The organism is Thiocystis violacea (assembly GCF_016583565.1).
Classification (GTDB): Bacteria; Pseudomonadota; Gammaproteobacteria; order Chromatiales; family Chromatiaceae; genus Thiorhodococcus; species Thiorhodococcus violaceus_A.
Map to the genome: position 1 here is coordinate 77,192 of NZ_NRRF01000003.1, position 18,344 is coordinate 95,535.

An 18,344-nucleotide genomic window follows, 5' to 3' on the forward strand; every position below is an offset into this window, starting at 1 on the left:
GACTGGTTGTGTTGCGAAGGCGGGGTGGGAGCGCCGTCCGGCGCGACCGGCGTCCGGTCGCGGCGAGGCGCCGCTCCCACGGGGCTCAGCGGCCGCGCAAATGCTCCGGGAGCTGGGGTTCGCGGTCCAGGTCGGCGAACAGGTGATCGAAGGACTCGCCCGCCATCGCGGCCTGCATGGCGGCCAGGGCATCGCGCACGCGCAGGGCGTGCCCCTCGCCCATGGTCTCCCGCGCCGCGCCCAGGAAGACCAGGACCCAGGCGCCGGGCGGCTGCTCGCCGACCAGCTGGATGTCGACGCGCTGGCGCTCGCCGCCGTCGTCGCACCAGGCCCAGACGGGGCCGGACTCGATGACCTGCATGGGCACGCCGATGCACATCAGCCCCGCCCCCGCGCCGCGAGCACGCGCGCATCGCCGATGCGGCAGGCGGCCTCCGTGGAGGGCCGGCCAGACTCGTAGACAGCCATGCTCAAGGAGGGGTGCGGCACATCCCGCACCCGTCGCTCGACATCATCCCTGACCGGGAGCCACTGAACACCGAAGCGGTCGAGAAAGCCCCGCGCCGCCCGGATCGCGGGCTCGATCTGCGTCTTGACCGCAGGTCGCAGACTGCCGCCGAAGTCCTCCAGCTCAACCGGCTGGACGCCGACCAGCAGGAGAGATTCCGGGTAGTCGCCCAAGAGATCGGCCATGGCCAAGACCTCCTGAAAGCCCGTCTGGTGCAGACTCATCTTCTTGGCCCCCATGAACTTGGGCACCTCGTCACCCTCGACCAGTTTCAGGGCGCCCGCCGGCAGCCCGTAGTCGACGGCGTCGAAGACCACCAGGACGTCCGCCCAGCGGATGTGGTCGACCAGGTAGATGCCCTGGGTGCCGCCGTCCAGCAGCCGAACGTTAGGGCCAAAGTGATAGCGGGCGGCGATCTCCTCGATCACCCGCACGCCAAAGCCCTCGTCCGCCCAGAGGACGTTGCCGATACCCAGGATCAGGATGTTGGGCGTGTCTGACTTCACGGCCGGTCGTCCTTGAACATGCGCCAGCCGCTGATCATGGTGCTGATCAGGCTCTGGCGGGACATGATGTCCTCACGGATGGCCGTGTAGACGTGCAGCATGACGAAAACCACGATGACCCACATCCCCCAGTGGTGCCACATGCGCACGTCCTGGCTCTGACCGACGAAGGGGATGACCCAGCCGAAGAGCTCATCCTGCCAGCTGCCAAGCCCGGTCTGCTCCGAATAGAGCGCCAGCCCGGTCACGATCATGACCAGGCCGCCAACCGTGATGATGACGACCATGAACAGGTGCGCGAGCGGATTGTGGCCGACGTACTTGCGCGGCTCCTTCTCGAGGAAGGCGTACCAGCGCAACTCATGCACCAGTTCGCTCCAGAAGCTCCGGCGCCAGAAGGGCAGGGTGAAGAGCTGGTGGGAATAGGAGTTGCCGACGATCGCCCAGTAGATGCGAAAGATGAAGCCGACGATGAAGACGTAGGCCGCGGCGAAGTGGAAGAAGCGCATGTTGCCCATCAGGTAATGATCGCTGGCCTCGCCGGGGAGGGTCGGCAAGGGATTGGCGATCAGGTACCCGGTAATGGCCAGGATGGTGATCGAGAGCGCGTTGACCCAGTGCCAGATGCGCACCGGGGTCTGGTAGACATAGACGGCGGTCTGTTTGACCGTCGGGACGCCGGTTAGCATGAATTCAGCCTCCGAGTTGAGAAATCAAAGGGCGCCAGCCGCTCGTGGGAGCGGCGCCCCGCCGCGACGGCGCCGGCCTCCAGCGCTGGCGCCAATCGCGCCGGGGCGGCGCTCCCACACTGATCACTGACAACTGCCACCTGACAACTTCCTACCGCACCTTCACCCGCGCCATCTCCTCCCCATCCGGGCTCATGACATGGGTCGAGCAGGCGAGGCAGGGGTCGAAGCTGTGCAGGGTGCGCAGGATCTCCAGCGGCTCATCGGCCTTGGCCACGGGCGTGTTCAAGAGCGCGGCCTCGAAGGCACCGATGTTGCCGGCCGGATCGCGCGGCGAGCCGTTCCAGGTGGTTGGAACGACGGCCTGGTAGTTGTCGATCTTGCCCGCCTTGATCACGATCCAGTGACCCAGCGCGCCGCGCGGCGCCTCCGTGGTGCCGACACCCTTGGCCTCCTTGGGCCAGGTCTTGGGATCCCATTTCTCAATATTGGCGGTATTGCTGTCGCCGGCCTTGATGTTGGCCATCAGCTTGTCCTGGAAGTAGCGCATCTTGTGCGCCGCCCAGGAGCCTTCCAGACCGCGCGCGGCGGTGCGTCCCAGGGTCGAGAAGAGCGCCGAGACCGGCAGCTGCAGATCGGTCAGCACCTTCTCGACCGGCTCCTTGAACTCAGGGTTGCCCTGGGCGTAGCCGATGACCCAACGCGCCAGGGGACCGACCTCCATGGCGTGACCGCGCCAGCGCGGGGCCTTGATCCAGCTGTATTTGGCGCCCTCGTCGATCGCCTCGATGCGCGTCCGGGTCCCCTTGGTGTTGGGACCGAGGACGAAGTTGGGCTCGGTCACGCCGTCCCAGGGATGCAGTCCCTTGGACTCGTCGGCGTAGGTGAACCAGGAGTGGGCGACGAACTCCTGGATCTGTTCCGGGTCGCGCAGGTCGACGTCGTGCACCTCGGCGAGATTGCCGTTGATGATGGCGCCGCGCGGGAGCATCTGGTTCGCCGCCGAGCTGTCGTTCGCACGGTCGGGGATGTCGCCGTAGGACATGACCGACTGACTGCTCAAACCGCCGCCGTAGGTCCAGTCTTTATAGAAGGAGGCGATGGCCATCAGGTCCGGGATGTAGACCTTGTCGATAAACTCGATGGTCCGGTCGATGATGGACGACACCAGATTGAGGCGCTCCATGTTGACCGCGCCGACCGCACCCGTCTCATGGACGTTGATGGCGCAGGGTACACCGCCGACCAGCCAGTTGGGGTGCGGGTTCTTGCCGCCGTAGATGGTGTGGATCTTGACGATCTCCTTCTGGAAATCGAGCGCCTCCAGGTAATGGGTCACCGCCATGAGGTTGGCCTCCGGCGGCAGCTTGTAGGCCGGATTGCCCCAGTAGCCATTCATGAAGGGGCCGAGCTGACCGGACTCCACGAACCGCTTGATCCGATTCTGCACGTCCCGGAAGTAGCCGGGCGAGGACAGCGGCCAGTCGGAGATCGACTGCGCCAGCTCTGAGGTCGCCTTGGGGTCGGCCTTGAGCGCGGAGACCACATCCACCCAGTCGAGCGCGTGCAGGTGATAGAAGTGCACTAGGTGGTCATGCGCCTGGAGCGTCAGCTGCATGATGTTGCGGATGGAGTTGGCGTTCTCCGGGATCTGGATGCCGAGCGCGTCTTCCACCGCGCGCACCGACGTCAGTGCGTGCGTGCCGGTGCAGACGCCGCAGATCCTCTCCGTGAAGGCCCAGGCGTCGCGCGGATCGCGCCCGCGCAGGATGACCTCCAGGCCGCGCCACATGGTGCCGGTGGAGACGGCATTGCGAATCACATTGTTCTCGTCGAGGTTGACCTCGCAACGCATGTGCCCCTCGATGCGGGTCACGGGGTCGACCACAATGCGCTGGCCCGAGGTGTCGAGCTCGAAGCCGTTGGGTGTCTGGACGCTCATGTCTTGTCATTCTCCTCGTGATGCTCGCCCGCGCGTTGCTTGATCCGTTGAATGGCGCTCACCGCCGCGTGCGCCGTCACGGCCGCGCCAACGGTACCGGCGGCGGCGATGCCCACCTTGTCCGCGTTGGCCTCGATCCCGAAGACGTGGGTGTTGGTGACGTGATCGTAGAAGCTGCCCTTGTCCCAGAAGCCGTCCTCGGAGCAGCCGATGCAGCCATGACCGGACTGGATCGGGAAGGAGACGCCATTGTTCCAGCGCACGGTCGAGCAGGCGTTGTAGGTGGTCGGACCCTTGCAGCCCATCTTGTAGAGGCAGTAGCCCTTGCGCGCGCCCTCGTCGTCCCAGTCCTCGACGAACTGGCCGGCGTCGAAGTGCGGGCGGCGATAACATTTGTCGTGGATGCGCTGGCCGTAGAACATCTTCGGGCGGCCCTGGCGGTCCAGCTCGGGGATGCGGTCGAAGGTCAGCATGTAGGTGATGACGCCGGTCATGACCTCGGCGATCGGCGGACAGCCCGGCACCTTGATGATGGGCTTATCCGTGATGACCTCATGCACCGGCACGGCTTGCGTCGGATTCGGGTGCGCGGCCTGCACGCAGCCCCAGGAGGCGCAGGAGCCCCAGGAGATGACGGCCTTGCAGTCCGCCGCGACCTCTTTGAGCTGCTCGACGAAGGGCCGGCCGCCGATGATGCAGCTCATGCCGTCCTGGTTGAGCGGCGGGTTGCCCTCGACCGCCAGGATGTAGTTGCCTTTGTACTTCTCGCGGATCTCGGTGAGGATCGCCTCCGCCTGATGCCCGGCGGAGGCCATGATGACATCGTCGTAATCCAGCGAGATCATCGAGAGCACCACGTCCGAAGCCAGCGGATGCGCGGAGCGGATGAAGGACTCGGAGCAGCAGGTGCATTCCAGCCCGTGGAGCCAGAGCACGGGCGTGCGCGGTTTGGTCTCCATCGCCTCGGCGATCTTGCCCGCGAAGGCCGGCTCCAGCCCCAGGGCCGTGGCCGTCAAGCTGCAGAATTTCAGGAAGCTGCGACGGGTGATCCCCTGTCGGCGCATCACCTCGTAGAAGGTCTCTGTCATTGCCATGGTGCATCCCAATTGTGGAGCCAATAACCGGTGGACCCAGCGGACTGACCGACCGCCACGCGGGTCGCGATCGAAGCGCTTTAGAAGGGAAGGCAAAGAGCAGGCCAAACTAAAATAGCCACTGCAATCATTGAGTTGAAGCATGCCGCCCAAGGTCGCATCGGTCACAAGCGTAAAGCTTCCTTCCAAAACGAAACCGCATCCGCAAAGAGTGCTTGCAGTCCAGGCGAGGCCGGCCCTGACCAGGCCTGGCTCGCGCGGTATCTCCCACTCCGCGCAAGGAATAGGTAGTCGCACGGATAGCTGTGACTCCATTGATCGCCTAGGTTCTGACAGGCGAGCGACTCTGCATCAAGGCCGCTTCCGCGAGTCCCCGCCGATACAACCCAGCCTCGATCGCCTGTCCTTTCCTCTCGATCCGGCAGTGACCCGAGGGCGGAAAACAGCGCGGGTATCGCCGTCGTTGCCGGACGACGCATTCGCGGAGACGCTGAGTCGCGCGAACGTGTCGAGCTGGGCGTCGTTGCTCTAGGTGTCTTCCGCAAGTCACCAGGCCTGAGACGTGGTGGGGTCTGGCGCTTACCGGCAATGACCTGAGTCCGATGTGCCGATCAGTGAGTCTCCAGGCAGCCTGGAGAATTGACGGCCGGGAGAACCCCATGATGAATGGCCGAGACGCCGACTCGCTCGCGGTTCTATGCGCCGAATGCCAGCGCCTGCGCCAGCAGTTGAGGGAGGCGCACCGGGCGCTGGCATTCACCTCCGGGGGCGCTGACGCGACCCTGCCGGTGAACCTTGATCAGCGCGCCCATGCGCCACGCCGAGACACCGAGGCCGCGGTTACGGACCTGCATCAGCGCGTCGACCGCGGGGTGCCGCGCGCCGAGATTCAAGAGATCGATGCCATTGGTCAGTCCCTGGAGCAGGCGCGCAGCAAGGCGCGGGATCTTCTTGAGAGCGCCATCGCGGCGCACGCGCGCGCCGAGGCGATCAACGATGCGCTCCAACGCGAGATCGACAACCGCAAACGGATCGAAGCGGCCCTGCGAGACGCCGAGGAACGCTACAATCGCATGCTGCAAGCCATCGGCGACACCCAGTGGCTCTCCGCCGCGGACGGGCGAACCCTGCTCCGCATCGAATCGCCGCGGCGGGGCGCTGGCGAGCAGAAGGTTCCGCCGCTGGGCGGAGAGGATGTTTCCGGGTGAGTATCCCAAGATCCGTCGGCTGTCATCCTTCCGATAATCCCGAAGCATCCCGCCGATCCTGGCGGAATCGCAGTCACAGAGTGTGAAAGACTCCTCGTAGGAGCGAGCCCAGGTCGGACTGAGCGGCGTTTCGAGCACGTCCGTAAGGATCTCGCCATTCGATAAGGTCTGCTTCGATCGCTGCAGGCGCACCCGGAGAGCGCACGCCATGACGACACGCACACGCGCCCCGAGGCGAGAGATCCTGAGTTGGGCGATGTTCGACTTCGCGAACTCGGCCTACACCACACTCATCATCACGGTCGTCTTCGGCGACCTCTTCACGCGCGTCATCGTGGGCGATGCGCCGGACTACCGATTGGGCAACCTGCTGTGGAGCCTGGCGCTCGCGGCCAGCTACCTCCTGGTGGTGATCTGCTCGCCGGTGGTCGGGGCCGTGATCGACTACACCGCCACCAAGAAGCGCTTCCTCTTCGCCAGTTATCTGCTGACGGTGGTCACGACAGCCGCGCTCTACTGGGTCGCGCCCGGCTACGCCTGGCTTGGCGTGGCGCTGATCATCCTGTCCAATTTCGCCTTCTCGATCGGCGAATCCTTCATCGCCAGCTTCCTGCCGAGCCTCGGCCCGCCGGCCGACCTGGGCAAGATCTCGGGCTTCGGCTGGGCGCTGGGCTACGTCGGCGGCTTGGGCGCGACGCTCTTCGTCGTGCTCTTGTTGGGGGAGGTGAGCGCCGAGAACTTCGAGCGCATCCGCTGGACTGGACCCTGGACGGCCCTCTTCTTCCTGGTCGCGGCCATCCCGACCTTCATCTGGGTGCGCGAGCCTGGGCTTGCGCAGGCACTCCCGCCTGGGGTCGGCTACGCCCGGCTCGGCATCCAGCGCGTGCGACAGACGCTCGGACACCTCAAGCAGCATCGGGATCTGGCCGTGCTCCTGGTCGCCGTCTTCTTCTCCATGAGCGGCATCAGCATCATCATCGCCTACGCCTTTATCTATGGGGCGCAAGTCATTCACTGGGACGCCTCGGTGCGCACCCTGATGTTCGTCCTGGTCCAGATCACCGCCGCGGCCGGCGCCTTCGGCTTCGGCTACGTCCAGGACCGGATCGGCGCGCTGCGCACCTATCTGCTGACCCTGGCGCTCTGGATCCTCGCCATCCTGCTCATCTATCTGACGCCGGCCATCGCGCAGCTGGCGCACTCGGCGCTCGGACTGGACTGGCAGGCGCAGTACATCTTCCTCGCCGTGGGCTGTGTCGCCGGCATGAGCCTGGGCGCCTGCCAATCGACCACGCGCACCCTGGTCGGACTCTTCTCGCCGCTCTCGCGCGCGGCGGAGATGTTCGGCTTCTGGGGCCTGTCGATGAAGCTCGCCGGGGTCTTCGGCCTGGTCGCGATCGGCCTGCTGCAGGCGCAGTTCGGGCTCCATAAGGCCGTGCTCTTCTGCATCCTGCTCTTCGTCGCCGCCTTCCTGGTCGCGCGTGCCGTCGACGAGACCCGCGGGCGCACCATCGCTGCCGAGCATGACGCGGGGCTGAGGGCCTGGTGAAGGCTCAAGGGGCAAGGATGGCGGCAGGCCAACCGGCTCTCCGACTCAGTCCGAGCCGCCCCCCATCCGCCCGGAACGCGGCACATGCCCGCCGCGCCTCACCTCCTGACTGTGACCCACATCAAGCCCCAGGCGCGCCCGAGGTGCGATGATGCGCGCGTGAATCGATCAGAAGGATAGACTTCCCAGAACGAGGGAGCACATCGCCGGTCGCCAGCGCAAGGGAAGGAAGGCGCCACGCTCGACCGATGGCAGCGCGCACAGGCACGGCGATCACCACCACACCACCATGGTGATGACAGCGAGGCCCATCATGATCCCTGCTTTCGGCACAGCCTATCAGTTCCAGTGGAACGATCTCGGCGACATCGAGCTTGGTCGCCCGAATCTCGGCCAGGCGCTTCCAGTGGCCGTCTACCGCTTGGCGCAATACACCATGCGCGAGGTCCTGGCCCAACGCTACGGCGAGTCCGCGGCGAGCGAGATCCTCCGGGAATCCGGCTGGATCGCCGGGCGCGAACTCTGCATCAACACCCTGGACGTCACCCAGCCCTTCAGTGCCTTCCTGGCCGAGCTGCAGGCCAAGCTCAAGGAGCTCGGCATCGGCGTGATGCGGATCGAGCAGGCAAACCTGGACGACCTCAGTTTCATGATCACCGTCTCGGAGGATCTGGACTGCTCCGGGCTGCCGGTCTCCGGGGCCACCATCTGCGAATACGACGAAGGCTTCCTCGCCGGGATCCTGCATGCCTATACAGGCAAGTCCTTCGCGGTGAAGGAGATCGATTGCTGGGCGACGGGAGATCGCACCTGCCGCTTCGACATCAAGCCGGACACCGCCGCCGCATGAACGACAGCGACCGCCGCTACCTGGCGGCCGCGACCGCCCGGATCGAGCAGTTGCTTGGGGCTCGCGGCGCCGGCCCGTTGCGACCCGAGGGGCTCACGGGGGAGCTGCAGCACTTCGCCGAACACTTCGACGCGCTGCTGGAGACCCTGACGGCCCTGCGCCGCCTGTCCATCGCGCTCGCCAACGGCGACCTCGCGCACGAGCCACCGCCAGGCGCCCACCTCCTGGATCCGCTCAAGCAGCTGCAATCCAGTCTGCTGCATCTGACCTGGCAAACCCAGCAGGTCGCACTGGGCGATCTCGGCCAGCACGTCGACTTTCTGGGCGCCTTCTCGGACGCCTTCAATCAGATGATCCAGGCGCTTCGGGAGAAGCGCGTCGCCGAGGAGAAGATCCGCTACCTCAGCGAGCACGACGTCCTGACCGGGCTGCACAACCGCGCCTTCTTCGAGGCCGAGCTGGAGCGTCTGAGCACGGGGAGCGCCTACCCGGTCAGCTTGATCATCGCCGACCTCGACGGACTGAAGCGGATCAACGACGAGCTGGGCCATCATGTCGGCGACCTCTTGATCCAGAAGGCGGCGCAGGTGATCCAATCCGGCCTGGGTTCCGAGGGCGTTCTGGCCCGCCTCGGCGGCGACGAGTTCGCCATCATCCTGCCCGAGGCAGACCAAGTCGCGGCCGCTGAGATCATCGCGCGCATCCGCCTCAACGAGGCCAAGGTGAACCGCAAGGATACCGTCTTCACGATCGCGGTCTCGCTTGGCGCCGGGACCGCCTTCGCGTCGAGTGCATTGCAGCAGGCTCTGCGCCAAGCCGATCAGGCCATGTACGAGGACAAGGCCCGTCGCAAGGGTCTGGGTGGAATCGACGCGCGTCGCTAGCGCAGACCATGGTCCGACAGCGGCCATGTGCCGCCTGCGAGCCCAAGCCCGGCGAGCGCGACCGGCCTGCTGGGCTTCGCGACCCGATGGCTGCGCCGTGATGGACGCCAGCGGGATATCCTGCGCGGCGCCTCGCCGCTCCACGGGGAGCACCCTGACTGCGGCAACAAATGAAGCTGGATCTCCCGCCCAAAAATTACTACTTTAGTGCGAGGCCAGCCCCAGGCAGACGCACCTTGATCGACACCCCCTCCTCCTCCAACCCGCCCAAGGGCCCAGCGGCAACGGACGCCTCAGACAGAGAGGGATCTCCGGCACGCACGACGCCTGGCTGAAATGCGCAGTCCTGTCGGCATATCCCGTCTGCAACTGAAGATCTGGCTCAGCGCCGGTGTCGCCGTGCTGATCGGCTTCATCGCCGTGCAGGTGGATCACTACAGATCCGCCCGCGAGGAGATCCTCGAGTCCGCCCTCATCGAGGCAAGGACCCTAGGTGCCGTGCTGGCAGCCACGCGCAGCGTCTATGGCCAGCTGTTACTGGACAACGACCTCGCGGTCAACGCGCAGACCATCGACCTGCTTCCCATCCACGCCATGGCGCGCATCACGGAATCGATGCGGGAGCAGGATCCGGGCAGGTTGCAGATCAAGATCGCCAGTCGCGAGAGCCCCAATCGCGACAACCGGCCGAATGCCGTGGAGACCCAGGCCATCGACTACTTCGCGGCGCACCCGGATGCCGACGAGCTGCTGACGCCCTTCACGGACCCGAGCGGCCAACGCTTCTACTACTACAGCCAACCCATCTGGACCGAGTCCTACTGCCTGACCTGCCATGGCGACCCCAAGGACGTGCCAGAGGCGATTCGCTCGCAGCTCGCGCCCGCATCCGGCTATGTCGAAGGCTCCATCCGCGGCATCACGAGCATCAAGCTCCCCATGGACGCACTCGAGGCGCGTGCCAGCGCCTATTTCCTGACGAGTCTGCGCGACCATCTCCTGGTCTTCATCAGCCTCTTCGTCGTCGGCGGCGGACTGCTCCAGCATGTCGTCGTCAGCAAGGTCCGACGCATCCAGAAGGGAACCGCCGCGCTGGCGCGTGGGGACTACAGCATGCGTCTGCCGATCCAGGGTCGGGACGAGCTGACGGATCTTGCGGTCTCCTTCAACCGGATGGCCGACAGTATCGCCCTGCGCGACCAGCGGCTGCGTGACGTGCAGGCCAGCGCGCATCTGGGCTTCTGGACACTGGACGCCCAGAGCCTGAGCGGGGAATGGTCCGAGGAGGTGTACCGTATCCTGGACCTCGACCCGGGCACGCCGGCTGGTCCAGCGACCCTGGAGCGCGTGCTCCATCCGCGGGACAGGCAGGCCGCCCTGGATTCGCTGCGGAACAGCATCGAGCGCGGCGAGGCGCACGACATCGACTACCGCGTCGTGCGCCCCAACGGTGAGTCGCGCTGGGTGCACTGCAAGGCGAGGCCCATCCGCAACCTGGACGGCCGCGTGACCCGCTTGGAGGGTTATCTCCAAGACGTCACCGAGCGCAAGCGCGCCGAGCAGCGCCTCATGGATAGCGAAGAGCGCTTGCGTGTCGCCCTGGAGAGCACGCGAGACGCCTTCATCATCACCGACAGCGGGTCCGGCCGCATCACTACCTGGAACGCCGCCGCCGAGCGCATCTTCGGCTACAGCGCCGAGGAGGCCATCGGCCAGCCTCTGCACGCGCTGATCGCACCGGAGGCGTATCGCCCGGCGGCGGGCCATGGGCTCGGGCACTTCGCCAACACGGGCGCCGGATCCGCGCTCGGCAGGACGTTGGAGCTTCAGGGACTGCGCAAGGATGGCCGCCTCTTCCCCATCGAACTCTCCCTCTCCGCAATGCGGCTCGGCGAGCGCTGGATGGGGATCGGCGTCGCGCGCGACATCACCGAGCGCAAGCGGATCGAGCGCGATCGGCACCAGCGCGAGCAGCGACTCAGTGCCATCTTCCGCGCAGCCCCCATCGGGATCGGCCTGTTGCGGGGCCGCGTCATCAAAGAGGTCAACGAGACCTTCTGCACCATGCTTGGCTTCGAGCGCAAGGAACTCCTGGACCAGAACTCCCGCATCGTCTACGCAAGCGACGCGGAGTTCGAGCGGGTCGGGCGGGAGAAATACGCCCAGATGGAGAACAGGGGCACGGGCAGCATCGAGACCCAACTGAGACGGAAAGACGGCGCCATGATCGACGTGCTCCTGAGTTCAACCTTCATCGATAAGGAGGATCCGAGCGCGGGGACGACCTTCACGACTCTGGACATCACCGAGCAGAAACGCGCAAAACGTGCCGTTGAGGGCGAGCGCGCCTTCCTGCAGCACGTGATCGACGGCATCGAGGACCCCATCCTGGTGATCGGCACCGATTACAGGGTCTTGCGCATGAACCGGATCGCCAACCAGAGCGCCGCGGCGGCCGGGCTGGACACCACCTGCCTCAAGTGCCACCAAATCTCGCACGGCAGCGCGCTGCCCTGTGGCGGCGACGACCATCCCTGCCCCTTGCAAGAGGTCCTCGCCACGGGTCGACCCTTTAAAGTCATCCACAACCACGCTGGCCGCGATGGCGAGTCACGCACCGTCGAGGTCGCCGCCAGCCCCCTGCGCGACGAGCGCAACGACGTCATCGGCATCATCGAGTCCTCGCGCGACATCACCGAGCAGCTCGCGCTCCTGGAGGAGTTGCGCGAGAAGGACCTGAACTATGCCCACCTCGTCCAGCACGACTCCCTGACCGGGCTGCCCAACCGCCTGCTCTTCGCCGACCGGCTCAGCCAGGCCATTCGCCGCGCCCATCGGCGCCGGACCAAGCTGGCCGTCCTCATCATCGATCTCGACCGCTTCAAGCAGATCAACGACAGCTTCGACCACACCTATGGGGACGACGTGCTGCGCGGAGTCGCCAAACGCCTCAAGGCGATGTTCCGGGAGGACGACACCGTCGCCCGCATGGGCGGCGACGAGTTCGCGGTCATCCTCACGGAGACCAAGCACGACGCCGATGCCGCCATGGTTGCCCGCAAGGTGTTCAATCTCTTCGCCGAGCCCTTCGAGATCCAGGGCCACAGCATCTTCCTGGGGGCCTGCATCGGCCTGAGCCTCTACCCGGAGCATGGGGTCAACGTCGACGAGTTGGTCCGCAACGCCGATGCCGCCATGCATCGCGCCAAGGAAGAAGGACGCAACAGCTATCAGTACTACGCCCAGGAATTGACGACCAAAGCCTTCGAGCGCGTCCTGCTGGAGGCCAGCCTGCATCAGGCGGTCATCCGCAATGAGCTGATCCTGCACTATCAGCCGCAGATCGATCTCACCAGCGGCGCCGTCCGCGGGGTCGAGGCCCTGGTGCGCTGGCAGCACCCGCAGATGGGGCTGGTCTCGCCCGCCCGCTTCATCCCGCTCGCCGAGGAGTCGGGGATCATCCTGGGGATCGGCGAGTGGGTGCTGCGCGAGGCCGCGCGTCAGATGAAGGCCTGGCAGGACGTCGGCGTCATGGCGCCGGATGCGCTCATGAGCGTCAACCTCTCGGTCAAGCAGTTCGACCAGGAGGACATGGTGGAGATGGTCCATCTGGCGCTGGAGGACAGCGAGCTGGATTCCGAATCCCTGGAGCTGGAGATCACCGAGTCCATCATGATGCAGGCGCCCGAACTCTCCGCGAAGCGGCTCGCTCGCCTGCGCGACCTGGGCGTGCGGATCGCGGTGGACGACTTCGGCACCGGCTACTCGTCCCTGGGCTATCTCCGATCGCTGCCGCTCACCAAGCTCAAGATCGACCAGTCCTTCGTCGCCGACCTGCCGAGCGACCCGAACAATGCCGCCATTGCCAAGGCCGTGATCGGGCTGGCGCGCAGCCTCTCGCTGGAGGTCCTGGCCGAGGGGATCGAGACAGAGGCGCAGCTCGACTTCCTCGTCCGCGAGGGCTGCCAGACAGGTCAGGGCTACCTGTTCTCCCGCCCCCTGGGCCGCGAAGCGCTCGAAGACTACATGATGCGGCGCCATGACAGCGACTGGGCCGCAGGCGCGGCGAGGGAGCTGCAAGTTTAGGGGCCTGTCGGACCCGCGCTGAGCGCGTTGGAGGGTCACCGCCTACCGCGACGCGGAACGCCGAGGGCGCCTGACACCGCCGAGCGGGGTCGGGCGATGATCGCCCACCCGCTCAAAGAACCGCCGGGATCCGCTAGGGCGTAATCTCCAAGAGCACCTCATCCGGATTCACCGCCTCACCCTTGACGACATAGACCCCGGTGACGGTGCCGTCGATCGGGGCCTGGATCTCGGTCTCCATCTTCATGGCCTCGGCGACGATGACGGACTGCCCCGCCGTCACCCGGTCGCCCTCCTTGACCAAGACGTCGACGATGTTGCCCGGCATGGAGGTGACGACATGGCCGGGCTGACTGGGCTTGGGCCGCTTGCCCGCGATGGCCGTCTTGACCGCACCCTCGGTGCCGCCGGTGAGGACCAACTCGTCGAGAGTCTCGACCACGACCTCTTCCGGAATGTCGTCGATGGTGAAGTAGAAATGCCGCTCGGCCTGGCCCTTATGGCCGGCGCCCGTGACCTTGATGTGGTAGGTCTCGCCATGGACGTTGATGTTGAACTCGGTGGGCGCGGACTTGACCTCGCCGGTGGCGCTCTTCGGTGGCTCCAGGGACTCGGGGCTCAGGGTGCCCGCCGCGCGCTGCTCCAGGAAGGCGCGCCCGATCTCCGGGAACATCGCGAAGATCAGGACGTCCTCATCCGAGCCGGCCAGACCGCCGATGTCCTTGGCGAGGCGCTCCAGCTCGGGCTTGAGCAGATCGGCCGGGCGGCAATCGATCAGATCCTCCTTGCCGATCGCCTGCTGCTGCAGCGTCGGATTCACGGGCGCCGGCGCGGCGCCGTAGCGCCCCTGCAGATAGAGCTTCACCTCATTGGTGATGCTCTGGTAGCGCTTCTCGGTCAGGACATTCAGCACGGCCTGAGTGCCGACGATCTGCGAGGTGGGCGTGACCAGCGGCGGGTAGCCGAGATCCTTGCGCACCTTCGGGATCTCCTCCAGCACCGCGCTCATGCGGTCGAGCGCGTTCTGCTCCTTCAGCTGATTGGCCAGGTTGGAGATCATGCCGCCGGGGACCTGATTGGTCTGGACCCGGGTGTCGACCCCGGTAAACTCGCTCTCGAACTGGTGGTACCGCTTGCGCACCTGATAGAAGTACATGCCGACCTCCTGGATCGCCTCCAGGTCCAGGCCGGTGTCGTATTCGGTCCCGCGCAGGGCGGCAACCATGCTCTCGGTCGGCGGATGCGAGGTGCCGCCGGCCATCGAGGAGATGGCGGTATCGATGGTGTCGCAACCGTTCTCGATGGCCTTGAGATGGCACATGTCCGCCAGGCCGGAGGTCGCGTGCGAGTGCAGGTGCAGCGGGAGATCCACGCTGTCCTTGAGCGCCTTGACCAGCTCCGCGGTCACATAGGGCGTCAAGAGGCCAGCCATGTCCTTGAGGGCGATGGAGTCGCACCCCATCGCGGCAAGCTCCTTGCCCATCTTCACGAAGCCGGGCACGTCGTGGACCGGGCTGACCGTATAGCAGATGGTCCCCTGCGCATGCTTGCCGGCCGCCTTGGTGGCCTCGATCGCGGTCTCGAGGTTTCGCAGATCATTGAGCGCGTCGAAGATACGGAAAACGTCCATGCCGTTGTCGGCGGCGCGGTGCACGAAGGCACGCACCACGTCGTCCGAATAGTGGCGGTAGCCGAGCAGGTTCTGCCCGCGCAGCAGCATCTGCAGCCGGGTGTTCGGCAGCGCCTCGCGCAGCTTGCGCAGCCGCTCCCAAGGGTCTTCCTTCAGAAAGCGCACGCAGGCATCGAAGGTCGCGCCACCCCAGCACTCCAGCGACCAATAGCCGATGGCGTCCAGCTTGGGACAGATCGGCAGCATGTCCTCGGTGCGCATGCGCGTCGCGAGCAGGGATTGATGGGCGTCGCGGAGGATGACGTCGGTGATGTTGATCTTCGGCATGGTTCGCTCACATGGGAACGGTGGTCAGGGGTAGGATGGGCAAAGCCCGCGCTCGGCCGTCGGCGTCCCGTGCCGTCACCTGGCGGGCGTGCCCATCTTGCAGGCCGCAAGCGGGATGGGCACGCTGCGCTTTGCCCATCCTACAGTCTCAGAGTCCCGCGTGGGCCGACAAGGCCGCGGCAAGCGCCGCGGCGATGTCCTCGCGACGGCGCTTGGTCGAGTAGTTCAGCAACTCGGGGTGCGCCTCGAGGAAGCCCGTATCGAAGTTCCCGGCGACGAAGTCCGGGTGCCGCAGGATCTCCTGGTAGAAGGGGATGGTCGTCTTGACGCCGTAGAGCCCGGTGTCCCGCAAGGCACGGTGGCCGCGGTTGACGACGTCTTCCCAATTCAAGGCCCAGACGATGACCTTGGCCAGCATGGAGTCGTAGTAGGGCGGGATGTTGTAGCCGGTGTAGATGGCCCCGTCGGTGCGCACGCCCGGCCCGCCTGGCGCGTAGTAGCGCGAGATGCGCCCGAAGCTCGGCAGGAAGTTGTTCTGCGGATCCTCGGCGTTGACGCGGAACTGGATCGCGAAACCGCGGCGCTTGATCTGGTCCTGCCGATAGCGCAGCTGCAACCCGGCGGCGATGCGGATCTGCTCTTCCACCAGGTCCACACCCGTGATGCTCTCGGTGATGGTGTGCTCGACCTGGATGCGGGTGTTCATCTCCATGAAGTAGAAGCGCCCATCCGAATCGAGCAGGAACTCGACGGTGCCGGCATTGGTGTAGTTCACAGCGCGCGCGGCGAGCACCGCGAGTCCGCCGACGTACTGGCGCTGGGCGTCATCCAACTGGGGCGAGGGGGCGATCTCGATCAGCTTCTGGTTGCGACGCTGGATGGAGCAGTCGCGCTCGTAGAGGTGGACGCAGTGGCCGTGGTGGTCGGCGAGCACCTGGACCTCGATATGGCGCGGGTTGACCACGCATTTCTCGAGGAACACCTCGGCGCGCCCGAAGGCCTTGGTCGCCTCGGAGATGACGCGCTCGAAGTTGTTGCGCAGCGCCGCGGGGTCATCGCAGCGGCGGATGCCACGCCCGCCGCCGCCCGAGGTGGCCTTGAGCATGATCGGATAGCCGATCTGCTCGGCGAAGGCCAGGGCGTCATCCAGACTCTCCAGATTACCGGGGCTACCAGGCGTCACCGGCACGCCGGCTTTCTGCATCGCCTGGCGCGCCGCGGTCTTGTCACCCATGCGGGCGATGACCTCGGCGTTGGGGCCGATGAAGGTGATCCCGCGCCGCGCGCAGGCCAACGCCAGCTCAGGATTCTCGGACAAGAAGCCGTAACCGGGGTGGACCGCGTCGCAGCCGGTCGCCACAGCCAGGTTCACGATGTTGTGGACGTTGAGATAGCCCGCCAGCGGGTCGCTGCCCAGGCTGTAGGCCTCGTCGGCCTTCTTGACGTGGAGGGAGTGGCGGTCCGCCTCGGAATAGATGGCCGCCGAGCGGATGCCCATCTCGGCGCAGGCGCGAATGACACGCACCGCGATCTCGCCGCGGTTGGCGATCAGGATCTTACGCAGCATCGGTTTGCCTCTGGGACGACCGCATGGGCGGCCGGTGTGGCGGTATCGAGAGAACCCCGCGGCCGATGCTGCTTAGCAGCATCGGCGCCTGCGAGGATTGTACAAACGCGATGCGGGAATTGAAATCGCTGATTGGTCAATCAGCTGCATTGATGATTCGAAAGACGTCCGCCAAGGCATCATCCCCACCGACGTTGCCGGGGAAGATGACGACGGGCAGATCAGGGAAGCGCGGATGGTCGGCGGGACAGCGCACCACCGAGCAGCCGGGGTGAATCTGCCCCAAGACCCGCGCCGTGCGCAGCGCCAGGCCCTTGCTCAGGGTGTCGTTCGAGGTGATGCCGCCCTTGCTGATGAGGAAGCCGGTCTCGCGCGGGAGATGCTGGACGAGCCTCACCAGGAAGCCTGAAACGCGATCCCCGAAGGCGAGTCGGTCCGCCTTGGTGGGAAACTGCCGCTCACCCCGGCTGGTATAGAGCACGACGCTGTGCCGCTCGTGCTGAGCCGTTTCGAGACGGTCGATCAGCGCATGGAACAGCAGTTCCTCGTCTTGGGTCAGGCGGTCCAGGTCGATCTCGATTGGGACGACATTGGTCTGCTCGATCAGCGCCTCCAGCTGCCGCGTCGACTTGGCGACGTGCGAACCGACCAGGATCACGCCGGGGCGGCCGCCGCGCACATAGGCCGACATCGCCTCGGCGGCAATCGGCTGCGGCGGCAGGGCGGCGAATGAGGTGAGCAGGCTCGCCGCGCTGCGGAAGAGGAAGCGCTTGCCCGCGCTCACGGCCGCCAGGACCTGGCGCGCGAAGTTGTCGAGGTCGGATTGCTGCTCGGCGTCCACCGCGCCGCACGCATTGTCCGTCAGCCCGGCGAGCCGCGCCCCGATGTCGCCGCGCACATCGGCCAGCGAGAAGCGCTCCACCTCGGCGGACCGGATCCGCCCGGCGGTCTTCTCCTCGACATAGTCCGGCAGAAAGGCGTGTTTGAAGCCAAAGACGGAATCGCGCGCGAACTCGGTCTCGTTGACCGGCACCGGCTCGCCGTCAACCAGTAGATAGTGCACCCCATCGCGGGTGATGCGTCCGCCTTCGAAAAAGGCCGGCACCAGGAAATGGGCATCGAAGGGGCCGAGTTCCTCGGCAATGATGTCGGTCTCGACCGGATAGTGGCCCCGCAGGGTCGAATCCGATCGGCTGACGACGAGCGGCTGGATGGGTTGTCCGGATTCAGCGAGCCTCGCGAGCGCCTCGCGCAGATTGACGCAGATCTCCCGCGTCACGGCCGCGGCATCCTCCGCGCTCATCCCGCGCGTGTTGCTCAGCACGAAGAAGAGCGGCGCCGCGTCGGTCAGCGCCTCGATCAGGGTCTGCGGGTCCCAGCGCGTCAGCAGCAGACAGGAGTGAACGGTCTGGGAGCCGGTCGGGTCATCGTCGATGGCGATGATCTTGGTGATGGGTGTCTGGGTCATGGGATTCTCGCTCAGGGCGGCCGCGAATGGGCTCGC

Annotated in this window: 13 protein-coding genes; 5 read left to right on the top strand and 8 right to left on the bottom strand. The window is 66.0% G+C overall.

The window, feature by feature from the left end:
* Window positions 1–85: 85 nt before the first annotated feature.
* From CKO23_RS01995 to CKO23_RS02015, 5 genes are all read right to left on the bottom strand, one after another.
* Window positions 86–379: a HypC/HybG/HupF family hydrogenase formation chaperone gene (locus CKO23_RS01995; RefSeq protein ID WP_200328070.1), complete on the bottom strand. Its 294-nt coding sequence runs from the start codon at window positions 377–379 to the stop codon at window positions 86–88.
* Complete coding sequence (locus CKO23_RS02000) at window positions 379–1,014, bottom strand: HyaD/HybD family hydrogenase maturation endopeptidase (RefSeq protein ID WP_346014545.1); 636 nt, start codon at window positions 1,012–1,014, stop codon at window positions 379–381. Before CKO23_RS02000 ends, CKO23_RS01995 begins: the two co-directional genes overlap by 1 nt.
* Window positions 1,011–1,703 carry a Ni/Fe-hydrogenase, b-type cytochrome subunit gene (cybH, locus tag CKO23_RS02005; RefSeq protein ID WP_200328071.1) on the bottom strand — a complete coding sequence of 231 codons (693 nt, stop codon included), beginning with the start codon at window positions 1,701–1,703 and terminating at the stop codon, window positions 1,011–1,013. Before cybH ends, CKO23_RS02000 begins: the two co-directional genes overlap by 4 nt.
* 151 nt (window positions 1,704–1,854) lie before the next feature.
* Window positions 1,855–3,645 (bottom strand): nickel-dependent hydrogenase large subunit, encoded by a 1,791-nt coding sequence (locus CKO23_RS02010; RefSeq protein WP_200328072.1) that lies wholly within the window; start codon window positions 3,643–3,645, stop codon window positions 1,855–1,857.
* Window positions 3,642–4,739 carry a hydrogenase small subunit gene (locus tag CKO23_RS02015; protein ID WP_200328073.1) on the bottom strand — a complete coding sequence of 366 codons (1,098 nt, stop codon included), beginning with the start codon at window positions 4,737–4,739 and terminating at the stop codon, window positions 3,642–3,644. The genes CKO23_RS02010 and CKO23_RS02015 overlap by 4 nt, the downstream gene beginning before the upstream one ends.
* Window positions 4,740–5,398: 659 nt before the next feature.
* On the opposite strand from CKO23_RS02015, the gene CKO23_RS02020 reads away from it, so the two are divergent.
* The 5 genes from CKO23_RS02020 to CKO23_RS02040 all read left to right on the top strand — a co-directional run bounded on the left by CKO23_RS02020 (window position 5,399) and on the right by CKO23_RS02040 (window position 13,316).
* Window positions 5,399–5,947 (top strand): hypothetical protein, encoded by a 549-nt coding sequence (locus tag CKO23_RS02020; RefSeq protein WP_200328074.1) that lies wholly within the window; start codon window positions 5,399–5,401, stop codon window positions 5,945–5,947.
* A gap of 208 nt (window positions 5,948–6,155) precedes the next feature.
* Complete coding sequence (locus CKO23_RS02025) at window positions 6,156–7,496, top strand: MFS transporter (protein ID WP_200328075.1); 1,341 nt, start codon at window positions 6,156–6,158, stop codon at window positions 7,494–7,496.
* Between the two features lie 313 nt (window positions 7,497–7,809).
* On the top strand, window positions 7,810–8,346 hold the full coding sequence (locus CKO23_RS02030) for a V4R domain-containing protein (protein ID WP_200328076.1): 537 nt from the start codon (window positions 7,810–7,812) through the stop codon (window positions 8,344–8,346).
* The gene (locus CKO23_RS02035; RefSeq protein WP_200328077.1) at window positions 8,343–9,230 is read left to right on the top strand and encodes a GGDEF domain-containing protein; all 888 of its coding nucleotides are present in this window, start codon (window positions 8,343–8,345) and stop codon (window positions 9,228–9,230) included. Before CKO23_RS02030 ends, CKO23_RS02035 begins: the two co-directional genes overlap by 4 nt.
* Window positions 9,231–9,566: 336 nt before the next feature.
* Window positions 9,567–13,316 carry an EAL domain-containing protein gene (locus CKO23_RS02040; protein ID WP_200328078.1) on the top strand — a complete coding sequence of 1,250 codons (3,750 nt, stop codon included), beginning with the start codon at window positions 9,567–9,569 and terminating at the stop codon, window positions 13,314–13,316.
* 133 nt (window positions 13,317–13,449) lie between these two features.
* Here the strand turns inward: CKO23_RS02040 and oadA are convergent, their stop codons facing one another.
* The 3 genes from oadA to CKO23_RS02055 all read right to left on the bottom strand — a co-directional run bounded on the left by oadA (window position 13,450) and on the right by CKO23_RS02055 (window position 18,308).
* A complete protein-coding gene (oadA, locus tag CKO23_RS02045) occupies window positions 13,450–15,273 on the bottom strand; it encodes a sodium-extruding oxaloacetate decarboxylase subunit alpha (protein WP_200328079.1) in 1,824 nt (607 codons plus the stop codon).
* Between the two features lie 148 nt (window positions 15,274–15,421).
* Complete coding sequence (locus CKO23_RS02050; protein ID WP_200328080.1) at window positions 15,422–16,840, bottom strand: acetyl-CoA carboxylase biotin carboxylase subunit; 1,419 nt, start codon at window positions 16,838–16,840, stop codon at window positions 15,422–15,424.
* Between the two features lie 136 nt (window positions 16,841–16,976).
* Complete coding sequence (locus CKO23_RS02055) at window positions 16,977–18,308, bottom strand: four-carbon acid sugar kinase family protein (RefSeq protein WP_200328081.1); 1,332 nt, start codon at window positions 18,306–18,308, stop codon at window positions 16,977–16,979.
* Window positions 18,309–18,344 lie beyond the last annotated feature (36 nt).